The 22,776-nt window shown below is 32.8% G+C and carries 13 protein-coding genes; 6 read left to right on the top strand and 7 right to left on the bottom strand.

Annotated elements, in window-relative coordinates; translation table 11 throughout:
• Positions 1 to 129: 129 nt before the first annotated feature.
• Positions 130 to 678, top strand: a complete 549-nt coding sequence (locus tag QZV68_RS01615) for an N-acetyltransferase (RefSeq protein WP_296877953.1) — start codon at positions 130 to 132, stop codon at positions 676 to 678.
• A 44-nt stretch (positions 679 to 722) separates the two neighbouring features.
• Here QZV68_RS01615 and QZV68_RS01610 read toward each other — a convergent pair whose 3' ends face one another.
• A complete protein-coding gene (locus tag QZV68_RS01610; RefSeq protein WP_296877951.1) occupies positions 723 to 1,550 on the bottom strand; it encodes a DUF4013 domain-containing protein in 828 nt (275 codons plus the stop codon).
• A gap of 269 nt (positions 1,551 to 1,819) precedes the next feature.
• Between QZV68_RS01610 and QZV68_RS01605 the strand changes: the two genes are divergently transcribed.
• On the top strand, positions 1,820 to 2,524 hold the full coding sequence (locus tag QZV68_RS01605) for a hypothetical protein (RefSeq protein ID WP_296877949.1): 705 nt from the start codon (positions 1,820 to 1,822) through the stop codon (positions 2,522 to 2,524).
• Between the two features lie 54 nt (positions 2,525 to 2,578).
• The gene (locus QZV68_RS01600) at positions 2,579 to 4,540 is read left to right on the top strand and encodes a phage holin family protein (RefSeq protein ID WP_296877947.1); all 1,962 of its coding nucleotides are present in this window, start codon (positions 2,579 to 2,581) and stop codon (positions 4,538 to 4,540) included.
• A gap of 69 nt (positions 4,541 to 4,609) precedes the next feature.
• Here the strand turns inward: QZV68_RS01600 and QZV68_RS01595 are convergent, their stop codons facing one another.
• The 4 genes from QZV68_RS01595 to QZV68_RS01580 form a co-directional block, all read right to left on the bottom strand.
• Positions 4,610 to 5,404, bottom strand: coding sequence for a hypothetical protein (locus tag QZV68_RS01595; protein WP_296877945.1), 795 nt, complete (start codon positions 5,402 to 5,404; stop codon positions 4,610 to 4,612).
• Between the two features lie 651 nt (positions 5,405 to 6,055).
• The gene (locus QZV68_RS01590) at positions 6,056 to 11,203 is read right to left on the bottom strand and encodes a right-handed parallel beta-helix repeat-containing protein (RefSeq protein ID WP_296877943.1); all 5,148 of its coding nucleotides are present in this window, start codon (positions 11,201 to 11,203) and stop codon (positions 6,056 to 6,058) included.
• Positions 11,204 to 11,240: 37 nt separating this feature from the next.
• Positions 11,241 to 13,415, bottom strand: coding sequence for a hypothetical protein (locus QZV68_RS01585; protein ID WP_296877942.1), 2,175 nt, complete (start codon positions 13,413 to 13,415; stop codon positions 11,241 to 11,243).
• A 369-nt stretch (positions 13,416 to 13,784) separates the two neighbouring features.
• The gene (locus QZV68_RS01580; protein ID WP_296877940.1) at positions 13,785 to 16,499 is read right to left on the bottom strand and encodes a valine--tRNA ligase; all 2,715 of its coding nucleotides are present in this window, start codon (positions 16,497 to 16,499) and stop codon (positions 13,785 to 13,787) included.
• Positions 16,500 to 16,657: 158 nt separating this feature from the next.
• Here QZV68_RS01580 and QZV68_RS01575 point away from each other — a divergent pair, with 158 nt between their 5' ends.
• Positions 16,658 to 17,014: a hypothetical protein gene (locus QZV68_RS01575; protein ID WP_296877938.1), complete on the top strand. Its 357-nt coding sequence runs from the start codon at positions 16,658 to 16,660 to the stop codon at positions 17,012 to 17,014.
• 23 nt (positions 17,015 to 17,037) lie between these two features.
• Entirely contained in the window at positions 17,038 to 18,696 is a 1,659-nt protein-coding gene (pheT, locus tag QZV68_RS01570) for a phenylalanine--tRNA ligase subunit beta (RefSeq protein ID WP_296877936.1), read from the top strand.
• A gap of 158 nt (positions 18,697 to 18,854) precedes the next feature.
• On the opposite strand, the gene QZV68_RS01565 is transcribed toward pheT, so the two are convergent.
• Together QZV68_RS01565 and QZV68_RS01560 are read right to left on the bottom strand one after the other, a co-directional pair.
• Positions 18,855 to 19,256, bottom strand: coding sequence for a secondary thiamine-phosphate synthase enzyme YjbQ (locus QZV68_RS01565; protein ID WP_296877934.1), 402 nt, complete (start codon positions 19,254 to 19,256; stop codon positions 18,855 to 18,857).
• 54 nt (positions 19,257 to 19,310) lie between these two features.
• A complete protein-coding gene (locus QZV68_RS01560; RefSeq protein WP_296877932.1) occupies positions 19,311 to 21,050 on the bottom strand; it encodes a nitrous oxide reductase family maturation protein NosD in 1,740 nt (579 codons plus the stop codon).
• A gap of 408 nt (positions 21,051 to 21,458) precedes the next feature.
• Between QZV68_RS01560 and QZV68_RS01555 the strand changes: the two genes are divergently transcribed.
• Positions 21,459 to 22,776: nitrous oxide reductase family maturation protein NosD (locus QZV68_RS01555; RefSeq protein WP_296877930.1), on the top strand; the 1,318-nt coding region annotated here is incomplete at its 3' end.

Here is a 22,776-nt window from a genome sequence, read left to right as displayed (position 1 = left end):
TGACAATTGAAAGAATCTTCAATCAAAGCTGCTTGAATTTTAATTTAAAAAGAGCAAATTTTTAACTCTGTTTAGACATATTAACTATCAGTTGCCCTAATGATTATGTGAAATTAACAGGAGATAACAATGGAATATGTAAATTTCGACCCTCAAATTCATGATATAAATAAAATTGCAACACTAAAATATACTGTAGACTTCAGAACCTACGATAAGCTTTTCAGTTCAAAAGAAAAAGCCATTGCTGCTCTTGAAAAAAATTTAAAAAATGATGAATGCATCAAAGTAATTTATGATAACGGAAATATAATTGGAATATTAGTCGCATATACTCATGATAAACAGCCTAAAACCCATTTTAACCCACTTAAACTGTTAATTGTTGAAATATGGGACTATTTTGTTATTTGTGACATTAAAAAGGATGATGTTTATATCGCAGAAATAGCCATTGATGAAAAACAAAGGTCAAATGGTTATGGAACAAAAGTCATTAAAGATGTTATTGATTATGCTCAAAAAAAGGGTTATAAAAGAGTTATTTTGGATGCTGATTTCAGAAATCAAAAAGCAAAGACATTATATGAAAGATTAGGATTTAAAGTTTATAATAAAAAATCTTTTTTAAAAAGAGGCATGTACAATATGGAATTCAAACTTCCCAATAATCCTTGATTTAATATTTTCAAAAAAAAAAGAAAAAGTTATAGCTTAAAATATTAAGCTATATCAGAATATAATAATCCAACAGCCCTTTGAGCAAAGAATAGTAAGTACGGAGTTACTATAATTGAAAGAATTGATAAAATCGGCACAATATTAAATAAAGCTGAAAAAACCATCTCAACAACACCAGTAACCACAATAACTAATATGATTACAATTATTACTTTACCTATACCAATTCTTCCTATGTCTTTTGCCGCTTCAAATACATTTAAAGCTTCACTTAAACTACCAGTATTTGCCAATCTTGCTTCAGCCATAGTTTGGAGAAATGAAAAGATTACAAATACAACCAAAGCAGCAGTAAGAGTGATAGCTAAAGAAACCACTAAATTGGCCAATGCCTGAGATATTGTATTAAATGCAACAGCACTGGAAGATCCCATATAAGCATAGTGAGTCTGTAAATAAATTTCTCTGCTAACTATAAATAAATTATCATAAATATTCGCCATATATCCTACAATTAAAGTGATAAAAGCAGGAATTAAAAAGTAAACGATTGTGACAATAAAATTATCAAAACCTATGATGAAATTTTCCCACCATTCAAACTTAGGAACTTCATCAGAAAGATCAATTCCAGATTTGATAACACTGACCGAATAACCATACATTACCCATCCAATTAACATTGAAACAACGATAGCCATACCACCCCACATGAAACATTCAGGTTGAATGAATCCCAGTATATATACTAAGATTCCAACTAAAGAAAATGCTCCTGCAATGAGGGACAGTAAAACATAAATTAACAATGTTTTCATGTCTTTTGATGGGAATATGAAAGAATCCTTAATTATATCTATTACATCCATATTAACACCATTTAACAAAATTTATTGAATCCCTTAAAGAGATATTAATTATTTATTTAAAAAGTAATATTTATAAATTGTTTTTAGTTTAATGAATATTTTTTAAATTTAGTTATCTACATTAATTTTTATATGCAATGAAATACAAACTTTAATTAACATTAATGATTGTTTTATTCATGTTTTTAATGGTTTTAACATGAAATCGGCTGAATGTTGGTTTAGAAAAAATAACTTATTACTCGCTAAAAACAAGGAGAGTATTACTAATGGATAATAAAAAAAAAATAATTATAATTAGCATGATAATTTTAATCATTGTTGCGGGCGTTGTTATAATAATGCTGACTACAGTACATTATGATAGAATCGATATTACTCCAAATGGAACAACCATAGAAGTTCCGGCCAATCAAACTAAATATGACGGGAAAGTCCAGGGCACCAAAATATGGCACTGGAACAACGGAATATTAGTCACATACAACAACCACGAGGACAAAGATATTATCAAAGTAAGTGAACTAGGCTTTAATGCCCTGAATAAGGTAATAACAAGTGGAGAAAAGCAAAATATTGACGGTTATACATGTTATGTGATAAATGCCGATAAAATATTGGAAATCCACATATTTGATATTATTAAAATAAACTATAACGGCAAATTTTACTGCATTCCATTATCTAATGAAACCACCTACGACAATATCGTAATCTGCTGCAATGACAAGGACATGGCAATTCACATGGCCAAATCAGTACAGTACAAAAAGGTTTTTTCAGACACCACTGAGTTAGATAAGGCAATGAATACCGTAGGAAATCTAAGTGGAGATTTACAGTCAAAAGCAAAGAATTATACAGATAATGCTAATTTAAGCAATGTCAAATCCACACTAGAAGAGAAAACAGGAGTTAAATTAGATGATGCTCAAAATACAATAGAGCACTACACTGGAAAGCTACCAATATGAACTGAATGAAAATTTTTGAAAATATTAGATATAAATAAGGAACAAGGGATTACTATGGAAATTATTGACCAAAAACAAACCCCAAAAAGAAATTTTAAAAGAAGTTTAATTGTATTTATTGGAAATGTCTTAGGGATATATCTGATAAGTTTTTTAGGATTAGGAGTTGAAGCTAGTGAATTTGATAACATAATCCTTTTAGTGCTATTTATCAGTTTAATAAATGCAATACTCTGGCCTATTTTAACAAGAATAGCAATGCCTTTTTTAGTTATAACTTTCGGTTTCGGAACACTGATATTAAACGGACTCCTACTTCAGATTTTCGCACCAATTTTTGGAATAGAAATTAATGGTGGTGCAATTATTCTTGCCCCATTGGGTATGGCTGCCGTTACAACCATACTTTCAGCATTAATAACAATCGAAGACGACAGTTCATATTACCGGTCTGTATTAAGAGATGCTGAAAAGAAAAGAAAAACTGAAATTAAAGATTATCCAGGAGTAATAATCGTTGAAATTGATGGGCTTGCCTACGAAGTCTTATGTGAAGCAGTTGAAAGAGGAGATATGCCCCATATCAAAAAAATGATTGACAGTGGTCATTACAAGCTTAGAATGTGGGAAACTGACCTGTCTTCTCAAACTGGTGCCAGTCAAGCAGGAATCCTTCATGGAAATAATGAAGACATTGTTGCATTCAGATGGATAGAAAAGAACAATGGCAATCAGATGATGCAGTGTTCAGGAATCAGTAAAGTACCCGAATTAGAAAAAAGGATTTCAGATGGAAATGGATTGCTTGTTGATAATGGAGCAAGCAGATCAAATTTATTTTCAGGAGATACCGACAATGTAATATTTACTTTCAGTAAGATAATGGACTTTAAAAAATTATACAATAAGGCATGGTACTCCGTATTTTCCAATCCAAGTAATTTTGCACGTATAATTGCTTTGTTTCTTGCAGACATAATACGTGAAATCTGGTCACAGATTGTACACTCAGTGAAAAACATCAGACCAAGAATAAAACGTGGAATAGTATACATTCCAACAAGGGCAGCCACCAACGTATTTATGAGGGAAATTAATACTTCAACATTAATCGGAGATATGATGATTGGAGATGTTGATGTTGCATACTCAACATATCTGGGTTATGATGAAATTGCCCACCACTCAGGAGTTCGGGACAATGACGCATGGTTTGCCTTAAGAGAAATGGACAAACAAATTAAGCATTTAACTGATGCGAACAAATATTGTCCTAGAGACTATCAGTTTGTCATTCAATCAGACCATGGTCAGACAAACGGGGCTACATTTACCCAACGATATGGTAAAACATTTGAGGATTTTGTCAAATCATTACTTCCTGAAGACATGACCATGTTTGCAAAACTGAATTCAAATGAGGACCACTTTGCAGGATCTTCTCCATTTTCAAGAGACAAGAAAAAAATTAAAAAAGAAAAAGAAGAACAACAGGAATTAAGTGACTCTGAAGTAATCGTATTGGCATCAGGCAATCTTGCAATGATTTATTTGACTCAATGGAGCCAAAGATTAACATACGAGGAACTTAATAACTATTTCCCTAAATTGATACCGGGCATCATAAACAATGAATATGTAGGATTTATTTTAGTTAAATCACAAGAACACGGTGATATGGCTATTGGAAAAAACGGAACCTATTACTTGGACAGCGGTGAAATTGAAGGAGAAAACCCTCTTGAAGGATTTGGAGACAACATTGTTAGACATTTAAAAAGAACCAGTTCATTTGAACACACTCCAGATATTCTTGTCAACAGTTTTTATGACCAGGAAGCTGATGAAGTATGTGCCTTTGAGGAATTGGTTGGAAGCCACGGCGGAGCCGGTGGAGACCAATCTAAACCATTCATATTGTACCCTTCAAGCTGGAATGTCAGTGATGATGAGATTATTGGTGCAGAAAACATTTATAAACTATTAAAAGAAAACTTAGCTGAATTAAAAAAATAATTCAGACATAACTTCAAAAAATATCAAAGAATACAATAAGACATGGATATTAGTATAATCCATTTCTTATTATTTATTATTTTTAATTAATGATTCTAATTCATCCAAACGTTTGTTTAATTCATTTTCACGTTTTTTATGATGTCTTATTAAAATTGCGGCAGTTAATGTTGCAGTACCTACACCAGATATAGTGTATCCACTCCAAACTAAAATCAATGCAGTCAATTTACCAACACCTGTGCTTCCAAGTATTGCATAACCATTACTTGTAAATGCATTTGAAACCATGACCAATGAACTTAAAGGATCAACACTTTCTGCAATGCATGTTACAAGGAAAGTAACAAAAATAATTGAGAATAAAAGTATAATAGTAATTCCAAGACTATTTGTCTCTGTATACTTCCTAAATTTATCGAAATATACCTTTATCAAATATGCATAAACAAGAACATGCATTATATAAATTGGCAAGAATACAAGAGATTCATTAAAAACAAAGAGTGCTATAGCTTCATATGGTATTAACAGGAAGAATAATATTTTATTCTTCAAGGAACTGTAATCTAAAGTGAATGCAATATATAATGACACAATCAGCTGTACAACAGCAACACCTATAAAATCATTTCCTCGTACTACAATTATATATATTATGAAAACAAAGAAGATTAACATCATTACCAAGTAAAAAACTTGTTTTAATGTTTGAACTTCTTCTTCTGGAAAGTATTCAAGTGGATTTAAAATCCTACTGTTACTGGCTTTTAATTTTTTAGAAATAAATTTTCCAGCAATAAATAATACTCCAAATATTAAAATTGCAATGACGAATTCATAAATAATCAAAAAAACATCCATAAGTATAATTTATAAATTCACATATTTAATTGTTAAATTTTAAATCCAAAATTTCATTGAATTAGATTTAAATAATAATGCATAAACATTAAAGAAAACCGCACTTATGTAAAATATATCAAAAATAAGGATAAACAACTTTTAAAAAAAAAGCATAAATACTATGTAAAAAATTATATCTAAAAAAATAGTGCCGACCACACCACCTGATGCGACCAAAAAATTCACAAAAAAGTTACATTCAAACAATTTAGTCTTTCACTGAATTTACCATATTTACAACTGTGTCCATATCATAGTTGGTAGTTCCACAAGTTCCACTTCAGCAGAAACTCCACCAATGAGAAGTCCGAATACTACTGCAAACATCAATATTGCAAATATCATTTTCATAATATATCTCCTTTAATTTAATTTAACTGGTTTTAGGACAATGCATTCAAACAGTTGAAACTGATAAATGTTAAATGCACATGCCTAAATGCAACTAAATTACTGTCAGCAATGCAATGAATCACCCATGTTAAAAGTGATGATGCATGCACAATAATACTATATTAAAAAGTAGTTGATTTTAAAGCTATATTTGACTAAATCCAAAAATAAAAAAAAGTAATGAATTGCTCGCCTGTTTAAAGGCGAGACATTCATTTAAGTAAAGTACACGATTTTATTCTGTTTTTGATTGTTGTTCACAATAGAGATTGCTTTTTTATCAAGTTTAGCAGCTGTTTTTCCAAATAACTGGACTACTGCCACTTTCATGGCTCCTCCTTTTGCAATACCATTAATTGCACCACCAAATGGTGAAAATTGCAGTCCTCTTCCGACACCTTTCAATACATCACTCCAGAAGGTGCTGTAATCATGATGATCATTTGCATATATTGCACCATAAGCTCCGCCTAAAATACCACCTATTATTGCATTAACACCCATTGATATTAATGGAGCAAGGGCATGCCCTGTTGCTGCAATACCCCATCCTGCACCGGCAGAAATTGCTGCGGTAAGTACAACAAAACTACTTTCAAGCAAATCCTTTCTCCAGGATGCCATCGGATGTTTTTCAAAGTTTCTATGGTCTTTTCCAAATATGATAACATCTTCAAGAGAACCGTCATCATTGTAGATGTCGATTTTATTGCCTAGATTTTTAACTGATGAATAACCAGTATTATCCGAAAAGATTGACTTTATGACTTTGGCAGTTCCTTTGTTGAAAATAGCTCCACCATATTTAGCATAATTGTTTGTAAATGTGGAATTAAAAACATTCAAGATACCTTTGTTTACAATTGCACCGCCATAATCATCCTTGAATTTGTAGTCTACCTTATTATTGTTGAATACAGAGTTGAGTATTGTCACTTTTCCTAAATTGTCAATAGCGATATTGAATCCTTCAATAATCAGATTATTGAGATGTACATTTCCACGGAGAGCTAGGGCGAGGAACTGTGTTGTATCATCATCATGTTGATTCTGAACGAATATTCTTGCGCCTCCACCATTGATGATGAGTAATCCATAATCCGCCTTGAAGAGACTTTTGGAATTAGGCATAACACCGTAATCACCTTTAAGCATTGTAATGTTTATGACATCATATTTTGTGTTTCCGTTAACGATTTTTGTAACTTTCATTAATGAAGCCATATTATCTACAACAGCATTATAGACAGCATTGTTTAAATTTTCCCTAACGAGATAAATTCCTCCATCTTCAGTGTTTATTGTAGATGGGGAGCATCCTTTGCAGTTTACCAATTTGACTACTGACAATTTATCGATTTCAAAATCATTTTTGTTATTGTTTTTCCATACCAAATTGGACTTAATTAAGTTTCCTGTAAATTCACAGTTGAAGAATACTCCATTTGTACCTTTTCCATCACTGTAGTATGCAGCACCTTTATTGGCTGCATTGTCCTTGAACACTGAATTGTAGCAGTATACATTACCAAAGTTTCTAATTGCACCACCGAAATCACCATTTTTCATTGCATATTTGATTTTGTTGTCTTTAAATGTGCAGTTAATTGCTGTGAATGTACCATAATTCAGGATTGCTGTATTGAATCCAGATAATGTAAGATTTATCAATGTGAGAGACCCGTAGTTCGGAACGTATGCAAAGTGATAATCATCAGAAATGCCATTTCCTGTAAGTTTTATGGTAGCTCCGTTACCGTTGATTATTACTGGTTTTGATTTGAGATCTAAAAATGCCTTGTCCCATATAATATTCCATATTACCATATTATCCATCGATGCTCCACGCCATTCAGTACTTTTCCTATATTCTTTAATATCATCGGCAGACAAGATATATTCTCCTTTACTTAAAGTAACGTTGAATAATGTCACATTGTTTATACCCTCTACCCATCTGTTAAACTCATTCAAATCACTCATATTTTTTATGTAGAAATTTTTGGTTGCATTATTTTTTAAAGAGTATATTGATCTGACGGATACGCTGGAGTTCTCGTCAAAGTAACTGTTTTCTACGAGATGATTATAGGTGTCCCATACATCGTCATAAATGACAACCATACTTTTTGCTTTTGCTCTAATGTTATCGTCGTCGGTTTTGAAGCTACATTTGATGAAGTTTGTTAGGGAATTCTTATCGGCATATAAAACGCCTCCAAGTTTACCGCTACCACTTCCACTGTTGTCGTTCTTATTGAATATGCAGTTCTTGAATGTTGCCTTGTTCTTGTTGTAGATTACAGAACCTGGGGTTGCTGTTGACCAGAATTTTGCATTGTTTTCTGTGAATGTACAGTTTTCACAGTACACTTCTCCGCTATTTGCAAACACTCTGTAGAATTTCTTGAATTCGAGATTGTCCACCATGAGGTTTGAACCCGGTTCCATACCTATGAAATTGTGCTTGTAGTCATCCACAAGTGTTGAACCGTTACCGTGAATGATTAATGAACCGTGTGTGAGATGGCTAAGATAATACCATTCAGTATCCCTCCAGAAGTTCTCTGTAACCTTATATGTGTTTTTCTTGAAGTTTATGATTGTGACGTCGACTTTATAGTCTGTGCGTACCATTTTTCTAAATACTTCTGTTAGTTCCTGTGAATTTGAAACAGTGACGTTGTATAGAATGAATGCTTCACCGTTTCCCATAACATATCTGTAGGTATCTTTTCCAAGAACGGAATACATTGCACCATCCGAAATCATTTTAAATGTTTCATTTGAATATATCGGTAGCAGTGCACCGTATGTTGTGCCATTAAGACCCAAATCAATGACGGAATATTTGTTTGCTACAGTAATATAATCTTTGATGGTTTTACCGGCAAATGTTGTTTCAACCATGTAATTACCTGCAGTCACATTCAAAGCGAAGCAAGCTATTCCCATCTCTGAAGTTTTGTCTGTGAATGTTTTGCTTCCAATTTTGAATGTTACAGTCTGATTTGCTGAAGCGTTGACCTTAATTATGTAAGGATCATTGATGTTATATGTCACATTCCTTTTTGTCACAGTAATCTTGTTTGTGAATGATTCACCAGTTGCATCGTTCACTGCTTTTACAGTGTATGTGCCTGGTTCAAATGTAGTATAAAGGATTGCAGCTCCGTCATCACCGACAGTACTTATGTACTTGGCATTGTTTACAATGAATGTGACCTTTGTTCCTTTTGCAAGGTATTTTCCGTTTTTATCCTTGAATACAGCTGAATACAACTGGTCATCACCGAAAGTCTTTGTGATATCATAACCATATACGCTGATGTATTTAACATTCATATTAAAGGACAGTTTCTGGGAGTTGATTGTAAAATCAAACTTATGAGTTCCTGTTTCATTCGGAACATAAATCAAATCAAGTGAGTTTGCATTGATTTTCTTGGTTATGAACTCGCCTTTTTTGTTTGATGAATATTTCAATGTGTCTAAAACATAATATGTTACAGGACCTGTAAATGAAACCTTAATTGTAGTTTTGACACCACTGTAAACATCTTTGTCTGCAACTATGGAAACTGTGAGAGGTTTGGAGTCACCTCTATCAGTATTTTTTCCAATCCTGTGATATTCTTTTAGCTGATTTCCAATTCCAACTCCATTTAAACCCCACCAGTTATTTGATACGTCATCATAATAACCAGAGTTGAAAACTGAACGTCCTTGGTCGCCAGCTGAGTTTTCAATGAATGCATTGTTGGTCAATTTTAGATGTGCATTTATAGAATCAGTATAGATGGCTCCTCCACGTGATGCAGCTCCACCATTCTTTTCAAAGTAATTACCGGAAATTGTCATGGTGCATGCATTGTTTATATATACTGCGCCTCCTTTTTCTTTTTTAACCTGATTTGATATAAATACTGAATTTTTAATTTCACTTAGTGTTTCTGTATATATTGCTCCACCATGGTTTTCAGCCCAATTATCTTTAAATGTACAGTTATTTACATTAATACTGCCTTTGGAACGTACTGCTCCCCCATAACGTTTTTCTTTACCTCCATTTGCATAGTTTGATGTGAAAGTACAATTGGTAAAGAAAAGATTGGTTGAACCGCTGTCTGAGTGTATAGCTCCACCATCACCGGCATTTGCATGGTTGTTTTTAAATACGGATGAATAAAATCTTACATCACCTGATTTCTTGTTAATGTATATTGCACCACCAAAATCACTGTCTGCATGATTGCCGCTGAAAATTAAGTTGCTGTTGGTGGTTCCTATTTTATCTGTGTAGACTGCACCACCATGGTCTTTTGCAGAGTTGTTTGTAAATGTGTTTTTTCCGGAGAACTGGACGTATTCAGTTTGAATAGCTCCACCTTTTGCTTTTGCTGTGTTGAGCTCAAAAACGGAATTTCCAATATGCACTCCTTTGTTTGAATATACTGCTCCTCCACAATCATCTGTAGCAATATTCTTTTTGAAGGTTGATTTTTCAATATAGACATAACTGTCACTGGATACTTTGACAGCACCTCCTTTTTTAGCTGTGTTATTAATGAATTGTGAATTTTCAATTATCAAATCACCATATGAAAAAATTGCACCACCAGTATTTGCAGAATTTCCATTAAATGTACAATTATCAATGAAAGTATCTTTTTTAGCATTAATAGCACCACCATATGCTGGAGCATCTTTAAGAGAAACATAATTTAAATTAAATACTGAATTTGATATGTCAACTGTTTTTTCACTTTTAATAGCTCCACCATCAACTCTTACATGATTCTTTTCAAAGACTGATTTATCAACTTCAACAATTCCTTTTGAGTAAATTGCGCCTCCTGAGACTCCTGCCTCGTTTCCTGTGAATTTACAATCTTTGATAGTTAAAGTATCAAGGACATTATTATAAATTGCACCGCCATAACTGCTTGCTTTATTGTTTATGAATGTACAGTTAATAATAGTAAATTTAGCGGAACCTGTAATGTATACAGCCCCACCGTCGTGTGTATTTCCATCTACAAACTTCAAGTTCTTCAATGTGATATAACCGCTTGATGACTTAATTGAACCTTTGTTACAATGTATTGTATTTCCTGCTCCGTCAATAGTCAATGATTTATCAATGTCTATATTACTTGCCGGAGAATAACTACTGTTTAATTTTACTGTTGAACCTTGAGATGCTGAACTGATAATCTTTTGAAGATCACCTGAAGAGTCTGTCAGTACTGCATCATTGGAGACTTCCAAATTATCAATCGCATCGCTTTCCCTCATTATTTGAGTGTCATTAGTATCTTCAGCACAAACTGTTGAAATTGAGCATAAAATAAATAACAACAAACAAATAACCACCAATTTTCCTTTCATATTAATGACCTCATCTAATAGTTAATCTAACCTTTTTACTTACACCCATGTAATATTTATTAGTTTTAAAGGTAATTTTAGCTGTAAACTTACCTTTTTTGTAAAGTTTAGTAATCTTAAAGGTTGCTTTTCCTTTTGAATTGGTTTTTGCTTTGTAAGTTTTACCTTTTACTTTCAAGTATACCACAGCTTTCTTAATGACCTTATTTTTGCTGTTTTTCAATTGGATTGTGTACTTTTTAATCCTGAGTGACTTTTTGAATGTTTTCTTATTGGCAACAACCTTTGTCCTTTCCTTTTTGATAGTTATTTTAACTGATTTTGAATTCGGATTGAAATTACTTGACATGGTAACCTTCAAAGTCTTGTAGCCTGCCTTGAGTGATCTCAACTTACCTGCGGCAAGTGTAATAGCTGCAACACCTTTCTTGCTGGTAGTGACTGTTTTGATTTTTTTATTGTTGATGTAAAATGACACTTTTTGACCAGCAATAACTTTTCCGTTTTTACCTTTAACCACAACGGAATACTTACCTGCATAATTGATTACAAAGCTTTTTTTAGCTGCACTTATTACAACCGGTCTTTGGAAAACATCCACTTCATAATCAAATGTAGTGGAGTTAAATTCACTGCCTTCATAAAACACCAAAACACTATAAGACCCGCTGTTCAAGTTAGCAACATTTACTGTTGCCTGATTACTTGTTAAGTTAGTCTTATATATCTTACCATTTACATTAACCTTAATCATTCCTTTTGTTATATCCTTTGGCAATGTAACCTTAACATTTAGAGTATCACCAAAAGTAATGTTTTTAATGCCAATTGTCATGTTCATGACCATGGTAACATGTGCATCATCCAAATAAATATTTTCTGATCCATTGCCTGCAGTATTATTGTTGAAATAAACTTTATCTAGATTAAAATCGCCTGAAACATAGATAGCTCCACCAGTTTGATTTGCAAAGTTTTTAACAAATGCTGTGTTGACAATAGAACCATCATTGACAGCCATTGCACCACCATTTTCAGCACGATTGTTTGAAAATGTTGAATTTGTAAATTCTGTTTCACTATCAGAATATACTGCACCACCAGTTGTTGCATTATTACCATCAAATGTTGAATTGACAATATTTGCATAGGAATCCACCATTATGGCTCCACCAAATTCCTCAGCTGAATTATTATTGAATTTTGAGTTCAATACAAATAATTCATCGTTTACATCACTGTATATTGCTCCACCATTGCTAGCAGCAGAGTTATTTCTAAATATTGAATTTTTTACGGTATTATTGTCTGATGCCAGATAAATAGCACCTGCAGTTTCATCAGCACTGTTATCTGTGAAATTGCATGAATCAATCAGATTAGGATAGGCAATTGAATAAAAAGCACCACCATTAATTGCAGTATTGTTTGCAAAATCACATTTTGACAAAACAAAGTTAAGTCCTTCAGCATATACTGCTCCGCCCATATCATTAGCAGAATTAATTCTAAATTTGGAAGCGTCCAATTTTGTATCCCTTCCGGTAATGTATACTGCACCACCAATTTCAGCAGTATTGTTGAAAAAGATACAATTGGCTATAGTTCCTTCTATACCATACCAGTACAATCCGCCTCCATTTTCAGCAGTATTGTTTATAAATGTAGAATTGATTAAAAAACCGTTTATTCCTGTCCAGTCAACAGCACCACCATAAAGTGCAGTGTTATTGATAAAAGTACAATTTTTCATCTCACCATTGGCTCCTATCCATTCGATGAGATTGAACGAATATGTCAAGTCCCAATTGGTAAAAACAACATTCTTTAAGGAAACACCATCAGCGTGAACCCTTAATAAAAAGTCCATATTGGATGAATTTCCGTCAATCTTATGGCCCTGACCGTCGAGAGTTATCCTTTCTGATATTTCAAGACCTTTACATTTTGTATCCTGATTGACCATTATGTCATTTTCTAGCTTAATTGTTGAATTGGGCTTTGCGTTTTGAATTTCTCTGTCCAAATCGTCAATAGTTTCAATATCCTTTGAAACTTCCAAATCAATTTTTTCATCAACCGTACTAATATTTTTCATGTTCAGATCATCATTCGCCGATACGTTTGAAAGCGAAATCAAAAAACATGCCAATATTAATAAGATTACCACATGCTTAATTTTCATTAGTTTTAACCTCATAAGTCATTATACAATTATATTTATAACTATTGCCATATAAGCATATTGTTCAATATTTAAATAAAATATCTCCAATAGTTATTACAATATCTAAGAAAAAAAGCAGAATAATGTTTAAATCCAATGATTTGATTGACATCATGTTAAACTTGTTTTTATCGATTTTTCAGACTGCAAAAACCTAAAAATTCTTTCAGGATTTATTTAAAAAAATAGTTAAGTAAAATCAAATATTTTCCATAGCCATACAATGCCTTTACGCATTATTAAAAAAAAATGAAACGATAAAAATGGGATATTGAATTGAAACAAAAACTTTTACGGGGTTTAAAAAAAAGAAAATTTAAGAAGTAATTATCTAATTACTTCAACAATCATGTCTAAGTTTTCAGATTGCAGGATGTCAACTTTCTTACCTGACGCACCAACAATCTCTTTTTTGATATTCAACATGCTTTCTGGAACTACAATATCGCCGATTGAAAGTTCATGATTTTCATCTAAAACAGAACCGATTTCATCAATATCAGTTGATTTTAAGTAACCGATGATTTTGCCTGCATCGCCTTTGAATGTAGGTCCGATTTGAGACATGTCCGGTTCCACTTCAATGATTTTTTCATGGACTTCAGGTTTTCCGGAACTGATTGCCAAATTACTGATTTTTAAAGTTCCTTTAATGTCTGCATCAAACTCATTGAATACTTCAACTAATGAATCATCAGAAGTGTAAACGTTTACTTCAGCAAGTTCCGCATTTAATGGGATTTTAGAAGCTGATTTGAATCTTCTTACTTCATCAATCAACTCAACAGTAGTTTCACCTTTTGTTTCCATATCTTCACTGATTAATTCTTCATATACTTCAGGCCAGAGTGTGGTATGTATTGATTCATCAGAGAAGTATTGGTATACCTCTTCTGTGAAGAATGGTGCAATTGGAGCTAATAATTTTAAAGAAGTTTCTACAACAGTCTTTAAAGTGTATTTTGCAGCTTTACGTGATTCATCTGAAACATCTGTGTATAATCTGTATTTTACAGCTTCAATGTATTCATCACAGAAATCATGCCAGAAGAATCTTTCAATGGATGTTATTGTGTCTGCAAAGTTATAGTCTGCAAATGCAGCATCCACTTTCTTATTTAAGTTGTTGAGCTTTGACAATATCCATAAGTCTATCGGTCCGAGATTATCCTTAACTTCATCATAGGAAACTTCTTCATCAAAGATCTGCATGCTGATGAATCTGAATGCATTCCAGAATTTTCTTAAGAATCTGTATCCGTGCTTGATGTCTTTCCAATCGAATATTACATCAGATCCAGGTACGCTGTTAGCGGCCCATGTTCTTAATGGGTCTGCACCGTATTTTTCAATAACTTCTTCCGGTCCAACTACAAATTCAGGTCTTGATTTACTCATTTTGTTTCCATCTTCACCGAATACCATTCCATTTATTACAATATCATCGAACGGTTTTTGACCTGTTAAAGCTATACAGCGTAGAGTAGTGTAAAATGCCCAGGTACGAATGATATCATGTCCTTGCGGACGGATATTTGATGGGAAATGATTGATATAATCTTCATCAGGCCATCCTGCAATGGATAACGGAGAAATTGATGAATCCATCCAGGTGTCCAGAACGTCCACTTCAGGTACGAACTCTTCGCAACCGCATTCGCATGCATGTTTAGGCTTATCGACTGTAGGGTCAATAGGCAAGTCTTCAACATCAGGAAGAATAACTTTTCCACAGTCCTTACAGTACCATACAGGAATAGGGGTTGCAAATATCCTTTGTCTTGAGATACACCAGTCCCATTCCATGGAATCCGCCCAGTTTACCATACGGGATTTCATGTGTTCAGGTACCCAGTTCATTTCATCTGCTGCGACTTTGGTTTTTTCAATTAAATCTCTTACTGCAACAAACCATTGCTCCTTAAGAAGAATTTCTACAGGAGTCTTACATCTCCAGCATTGACCTACATTCTGGTCTACCTGTTCTTTTTTTAACAGATATCCCTCACTTTCCAAATCTTCAATTGTTTGTTTTTTACAGGTTTGCAGGTCCATTCCCTCATATCTTCCAGCAGCAGCTGTCAATTTGCCTGCATCATCAATAACGTCAATGACATCTAAATCATATTTTTGAACCCAACTTACATCAGTTTTATCCCCAAATGTACAAATCATTACTGCACCGGTACCGAATTCAGGGTCCACTTCTTCATCTGCAATGATTTTTACTTTTTGATGTGATAAAGGCACTTCAACATATTTTCCTAAAAGATGGGTGTATCTTTCATCTTCAGGGTGAATTACAACAGCCACACAAGCGGACATTAATTCCGGACGTGTAGTTGCAATCAGAATACCTTCCTCAGAAGGGTCGGCCTGCTTTCCGGATGCCTGTGATGATACGATATTTTCATAAGAATCATCAACTGCAGGAGGGAAGTTAACATAGTTTAAAAAGGTAGTATTGTCTGAGTATTCAACTTCCGCAAATGCAATAGCTGTTTGACAGCGAGGACACCAGTTTACAGGGTGTTTTCCCTGATAGATTAAACCATCCTCATACATTTTTAAAAATGAATATTGAGTCCTTTTCATGTACTCAGGATTCATTGTAACGAATTCACGAGTCCAATCCTGTGAGTAACCCATTGCTTTCATGTCTTTTTTCATGCTTGCAATGTTTTTGGTGGTTAAATCAATACAATATTGTCTGAACTGTGTTCTTGAAACATCATTTTTCTTAATGTTGTGAGTCTCTTCCACTTTCACTTCAGTAGGAAGACCATGACAATCCCATCCCTGTGGGAATAAGACATCAAATCCTTTTTGTCTTCTGTATCTTGCATTCATATCAATATAAACCCAATTGAGGACATGGCCTAAATGAATAGCTCCTGTTGGGTATGGCGGGGGAGTGTCGATAATATATCTAGGACGAGACCCATCTCCAATGTACTTGTAGATGTTTTCATCTTCCCATTTCTGCTCCCATACTTTTTCTTTTTTGAAATCATAGTCTTTAGGAATCTCTTCGTTTGACATATATTTTCTCCTAAAATAATTAAGTAAAAATAATATTATTAAATATGTTGTTTATTATTTAAAAATATTAAGTAAAATACAACATTATAGATAAATATATTATATAATAAATTCAAATTATTAATATTATAAATCTAAAAAAAAAGGACTGTGTAAAAATGAACTTGATATGGTTTTATGTTGCAATCGTATTGGCTATAAGTGACGTATTACATACCGAACTAATGTGGAAGGTTTTAAATAACTTCTACATCATATTAGGCGGTTTAATTCAACAAACCACTAAAACAACATGGCAAACATGGTTAGCGCATGAAACAATGGAAGCAGGATTTCATTTTATCGTTTTATCAATAGTTTTCTTGAATCCTATTATCGGAATTCTAGCAGCCCTTATTCATTTCGTAATTGATGTAAGCCATACTGTATTTATACGCAATATGGGCGTACTAGAACATAGAGCTCTTCATTTTGTTATTGAATCTCTATTTTTCATTCTAATTTTTGGATTATAAAAAATAATTAATGGAGTTATCAAATGCCAGTTATTACATTTAAATATCAAGATTTAAAAGATTTGGGAATAGATATGGAAAAAGATGAACTAATAGACACATTGCCAATGATGTCCAGTGATATTGAAGACTTTGATGATGAGGAAATTAAAGTTGAGTTCTTCCCTAACAGGCCTGACAACTTATCAGTTGAAGGAGTGGCCAGATCTTTTAAAGGATTTATCGGTCAGGAAATCGGTTTTCCGAACTATGAAGTTGAAGAATCCGGAGAATATGTGGAAGTGGAAAGTGATGTTGCTCAAATCAGACCATATATCGGATTTGCTAAAATCGATGATGTTGATTTTACTGGCGATAAACTCAAATACATCATGGATTTCCAGGAAAACCTTCATTGGGTAATCGGAAGGGACAGAAAAAAAGTGGCCATTGGTATTCACAATGCAGATGTTGTTAATGCACCATACAAATATATCGCAACCCCTAAAGATGCCAATGCATTCGTCCCATTGGAAAAAGACAGTGAAATGACACCTGAGGAAATCTTGACTGAACATGACAAAGGTAAGGATTATGCTCATTTAATCCAGGACTTTGACAAATATCCATTAATCTTAGATTGCGATAATCAAATTCTTTCCATGCCACCAATCATCAACGGTGAGTTGACTAAAATCAAGGAAGATACAAAAAATATCATTGTAGATGTAACCGGAACTGATGAAAGAGCAGTCAATCAGGCATTAAATATTATCTGCTGCTCCTTTGCAGAAGTAGGTGGTAAAATCAAATCAATGGAAGTCAGATATGCTGACAAAACAATAAAAACTCCAGATTTAACTCCTCAAGAAATGAACGTTCATGTAAATACTGCCAATGAATTGATTGGTGGAACCGAGCTTACTGCAGAAGATATTAAAGAATTATTATTGAAAGCACGTTTTGATGCTGAAATCATCGACGACAATGAAGTCAAAGCAATTATTCCTGCTTACAGAGTTGATATTTTGCATGAAGTGGATGTTGTTGAAAATATTGCAGTCCAATATCACATAAATTCCGTTGAAGCAAAATTGCCTGAAATCAATACTGTTGCTTATGAAAATGATTGGTTCAAAGCAGAAAACACAATTCGTGAAGTAATGGTCGGATTAGGTTTCCAGGAAGTTATGAGCCTCATGCTTACAAACGAAGAAGCCCATTACGAAAAGATGAATCAGCCAGAAGAAGAACATGTGCAAGTTGCAAGACCTATTACAATCGACAGGACAATGATTAGAACCAGTTTAATCAACAGCCTAATGGAATTTTTAGAAGACAACAAACATGAAGACCTGCCTCAAAAAATATTTGAAATAGGGGACGTCTTATATCTTGATGATACCAAAGAAAATAAAACAAGATCTTCTAAAAAGCTGGCAGCATTGATTTGTCATTCCACTGCTAACTTTACCGAGATTAAATCCGTGATTAGCAGTGTTTTAACTAATTTGGGGTACAGTATGGAAATAAGCGACAGCGAAAACAAAACATTCATTGAAGGCAGAGTGGCTGACGTTACCGGTGAAAGTAAAAAAGGTACAATCAAAGGTTTCTTTGGGGAGGTTTCTCCTGAAGTAATAAGCAACTTTACCCTTGAATATCCGGTAATCGCCTTTGAAATAGAATTCATTAACAAATGAATTCTCCACTTCTTTTTTTAATACCACAATTTTCTCATTTGTGTTTCAATTTCAGAGTAATTGTTCGCAACAGGAGTTGTATCGTAATTACTTAATATAGCTATTAAAATTAACAAAAGAATTATTACTACAATTAATATTACTGTCCATTTCTGCAATTATTCACCAACCATTGTCAAAGTTATTGTTCTTGAGCTTCTTGGCCCATCTAATTCTATGAAAAAAACTGACTGCCATGTACCCAAACCAAGCCTTCCATTTCTGATTGGCAAACATTCGCTTGAAGACAGCAAAAATGACTTCAAGTGTGATCTTGCATTGTTGTCAATCCTGTCATGTTGGTATGAAAATTTATCATCAATCAGAACATCTAATGTGAATTCCAAATCATCCAAAAGGCCTGACTCATTTTCATTTACTACAATGGCAGAAGTGGAATGTTTTGAAAAAATAGAGATAATCCCATCATTTATTTCGATCAAATCATTGATTTGGGAAGTAATATCGATTACTTCAAATTTTTTACTAGAGTTTAACTTTATAGAATTTTGAATTATCATTAAAATTAATTTTGTTGAAACTCATTAATAAATAAAAAAAAGAAAAGGAAAATATTATTCAAATTCGTCTCTCCTCCAGTATCCATAAACAAGCATTCCCATAATGGAAATAATACTCAATACTACTAGACCAGAAGTATCCGTAACTTCATTAGAGATTTTACTTGGAGGAACTATTTCATATGCTTTTCCTTCTTCAGATACTTCACCATTGCTCGCATCTCCAGAATTAACATCACCATTTGTCTGTGCATTTTGACCATTATCTGAAGAATCTTGATAAGTTCCAGAAGCATTCATTCCAAAAACTCCTGAATTTTTATTACTAGAATAATGTGCACTTGTAGAATTTCCATTTTGAGAATTTCCTTTAGAAACCCCTTCGACAACATCACCAGTTGAAGTTTTTGAACTTGAACCAGATGCACCCCTCATGCCATCAGTTGTATCTGATGTTTTAGAGTCTTGATTATCCTCCTTTTCACCAGATGCAGTTTTATATTTATATTTAACCGGTTGACCACCAATCATGACTTCAAGGTCATATTCAGTATCAGGGTCTAAATTAGCATCAATTGTAGCTTTACCGTTGACAAATTTTGCAGTATATTGATTCCCATTAACATTAACCTTAGTATCAAAAGTTCCGAATTCTTTTACGGGCTTACCTTTAGTGTCATACATTTGAAGGCCAATACCATTTTTAAAAGATACAGTTCCCATTTTCATGATTCCTGCAAGAAGCATAGGACATACAAATGTATTAACATCATCCGTTGAATCAAACCAGTTGTCGCCCAATTTAAATGTAGGCAAATCAGGATTATTTTTAGCCTGATAACCTTCATTATGTGCTAAAACATTGTATTTTACTTCCAATCGAGAAGGGTCACCTTCCTTAGATGTTTTGAAGTCTGCACCAAATAATAAACCATTACCACTTTCAAATGCTCCCAATTCATAATTGGTATTGCGGCGATTTGAAGTGAATGAATTTGCATTTACAACATCATTGCGTGATTGTGAATCAATATAAATGCCGTTTGGATTTTCATAAGCCTTATTATATTTAATAACATTACCAACAGATTTATTAAACATTGAAATTCCGTTGAATTTGTTGTGATGAATAGTGTTGTTAGTTATATGTGAATAATAAATATCAGAAGTTTCAATTCCTGATCTTTTATTATAAGACAAAACATTTTTTGAAATAATAGAATTTTTACTATCAACTATTCTGATACCATTATTTTGAGCCTTTGAAATATTATTATTTAAAATTTTTATTCCATCAGCATTTTTAACTAAAATGCCATTGCCTCCGCCAACAATGTTATCATTTTTAATTGTTGAATTATCTGAAGAATCAACAACAATTCCATAATCACTATTGGAAGCAACAATAGTTATTCCTGATAAAACACTTCCACAACTTTTTGAGGTAAAGTAAAATCCGAAAGAATTAGATATTCCCAAATCTTTAGCCTTTTCAGTAATTTGGTTAGCTGAATAAATTACTGAATTTTTATTAGAGACAATATTCAATTTTTTATCAACAACTAAAGAAATATTCTTATATTCCTTGTCATTGAATTCGAATGTATCTCCATCATTTGAATTATCAAACATTTTCTGAACATCATCATTTGATAAATCAGAGCTTATTTGATAAAAAGTATTATCAGAACCAATAGTTTCATTGACTTTTGAACTATTGGCCGCATTGACAGCAGATATGAGGAATAAACTAATTAAACATATGAACAAAATATTTAAAAATTTTTTATTCATATCATTCTCCCCGACATACAATTATAATCAACACATTAAATTAACGATTAAAATAATCAATAGCTTAAAGACTATAATATGAAACTATTTTAATATTGATGTAAATTTAACTTTAAATTAACTTATTTTTGCTATTAAAAAGCAACGAAATGAATTAAGATAAATATTGATTATATAATTAAATATTATCCAACACCAATATATAAACTTTATTAAAATATTTGTAAAAATCCGAATTTAAAAGCTACAATATCCCTACAAATATTTTTAACAATGTTATATTTAAAAATAAAGACATTTCAATTTAAATATGATAAAAAACACAATATATAATTAGTTGCTTATCGATAATTTTTTTAATTTTAATTTTTATTAAGCAATCAAAAAAGTAATTTAAAAGTGAAAAAAATGAATAAAAAGAGCTTAGTATTAGCTATTTTATTAGTTTTCGTTATTGTATTAAGTACAAGCGTTGTATCTGCAGAAGAAATCACTGAAGATGCACAATTAAAAGAGACTGATAATATAGCAATTACACAAACTGACGAAAATATAGTTTCTTCACAACAAACTGTTACAGCAGGCTCAGATAGTGCAACTATCCAAGAAAAGATAAATAGTTTGAACGATGGAGATACTTTAAACTTTGAAGCTGGAGAATATAAAGACATATGTATTTATGTAAATAAAAGCATTACAATCAACGGAAATGGTGCGAAATTAATTGGATACGACAATCCTTCACAAAACAACACACCTGAAATAATATGGAAAGATACTGCAGAGGGAGGATATGCAATTGGAAATCTTGCAACATTATATGTTGTAAAAGCTACTGGAGTAACCATTAATGGATTAACAATAATCGGTGGAGAAAACAGTACAAACGCTTATTCTAACGCATTAGTCTATGCCATGAATGCAAATAATTTAACATTTAAAAACAACGTTCTTGACGGATCTTCTTGGGGATTATATTTCCAATTATGTGCTGACGGAATTGTAAAGGAAAATACAATTAAAAATCAAGCTGTAACTGGATTTTTAAATTTTGGTTCTGCAAGGACTACAATAGAAAATAATAAAGTAATTAATGCTGTAAACCACGGTATTGATGTGAGACATGGGTCTGGACCTAATGTTAAAGTAATAAACAATACAGTAATCGGTTCTAAAGAAGGTATTTATTTAATGCATTCCAAAGGACACACAGCTGCCAATAATACACTAATTAACTGTACAATTAGTTCAATTTCATGTTACGGATCATCAAATATAAACATAAAAGGCAATAAAATGCAAAAATCAAGAATCGGCCTATTATTAGGTGGAGGATATGCCAACATTACCGTTGGTGAAAATACTTTTGCTTTAGATAACTTGCCTTACCCTCCAACATTCGTTTATTATGTTGCTGAATCAAAATCAGATTACCAAAGCCCTGAAGACATAATGGGAACCCACAGTGACAGTTCTACAAATTCCCCAAATTATGTTGCATACACTGGCATTGATGCACCTAAAGACATCCAAATTGATTACGATACCATTTTGGCTAAAACCGGAACTGAATGGACTGTACCTGAAGGAACTTCCAGTGCAGACATTCAAAAAATGATTGATGGAATGAACGATGGAGATTCATTGAGCTTTACTAAAAATGCAGTTTATGAAAATATTTCTATTTATACAGATAAAAATATTAAAATCTTCGGAAATAATGCAA

The organism is uncultured Methanobrevibacter sp. (assembly GCF_902801725.1).
In the GTDB taxonomy this organism is placed as follows: domain Archaea; phylum Methanobacteriota; class Methanobacteria; order Methanobacteriales; family Methanobacteriaceae; genus Methanocatella.
This window is presented reverse-complemented; position numbering and strand designations above follow the sequence as displayed.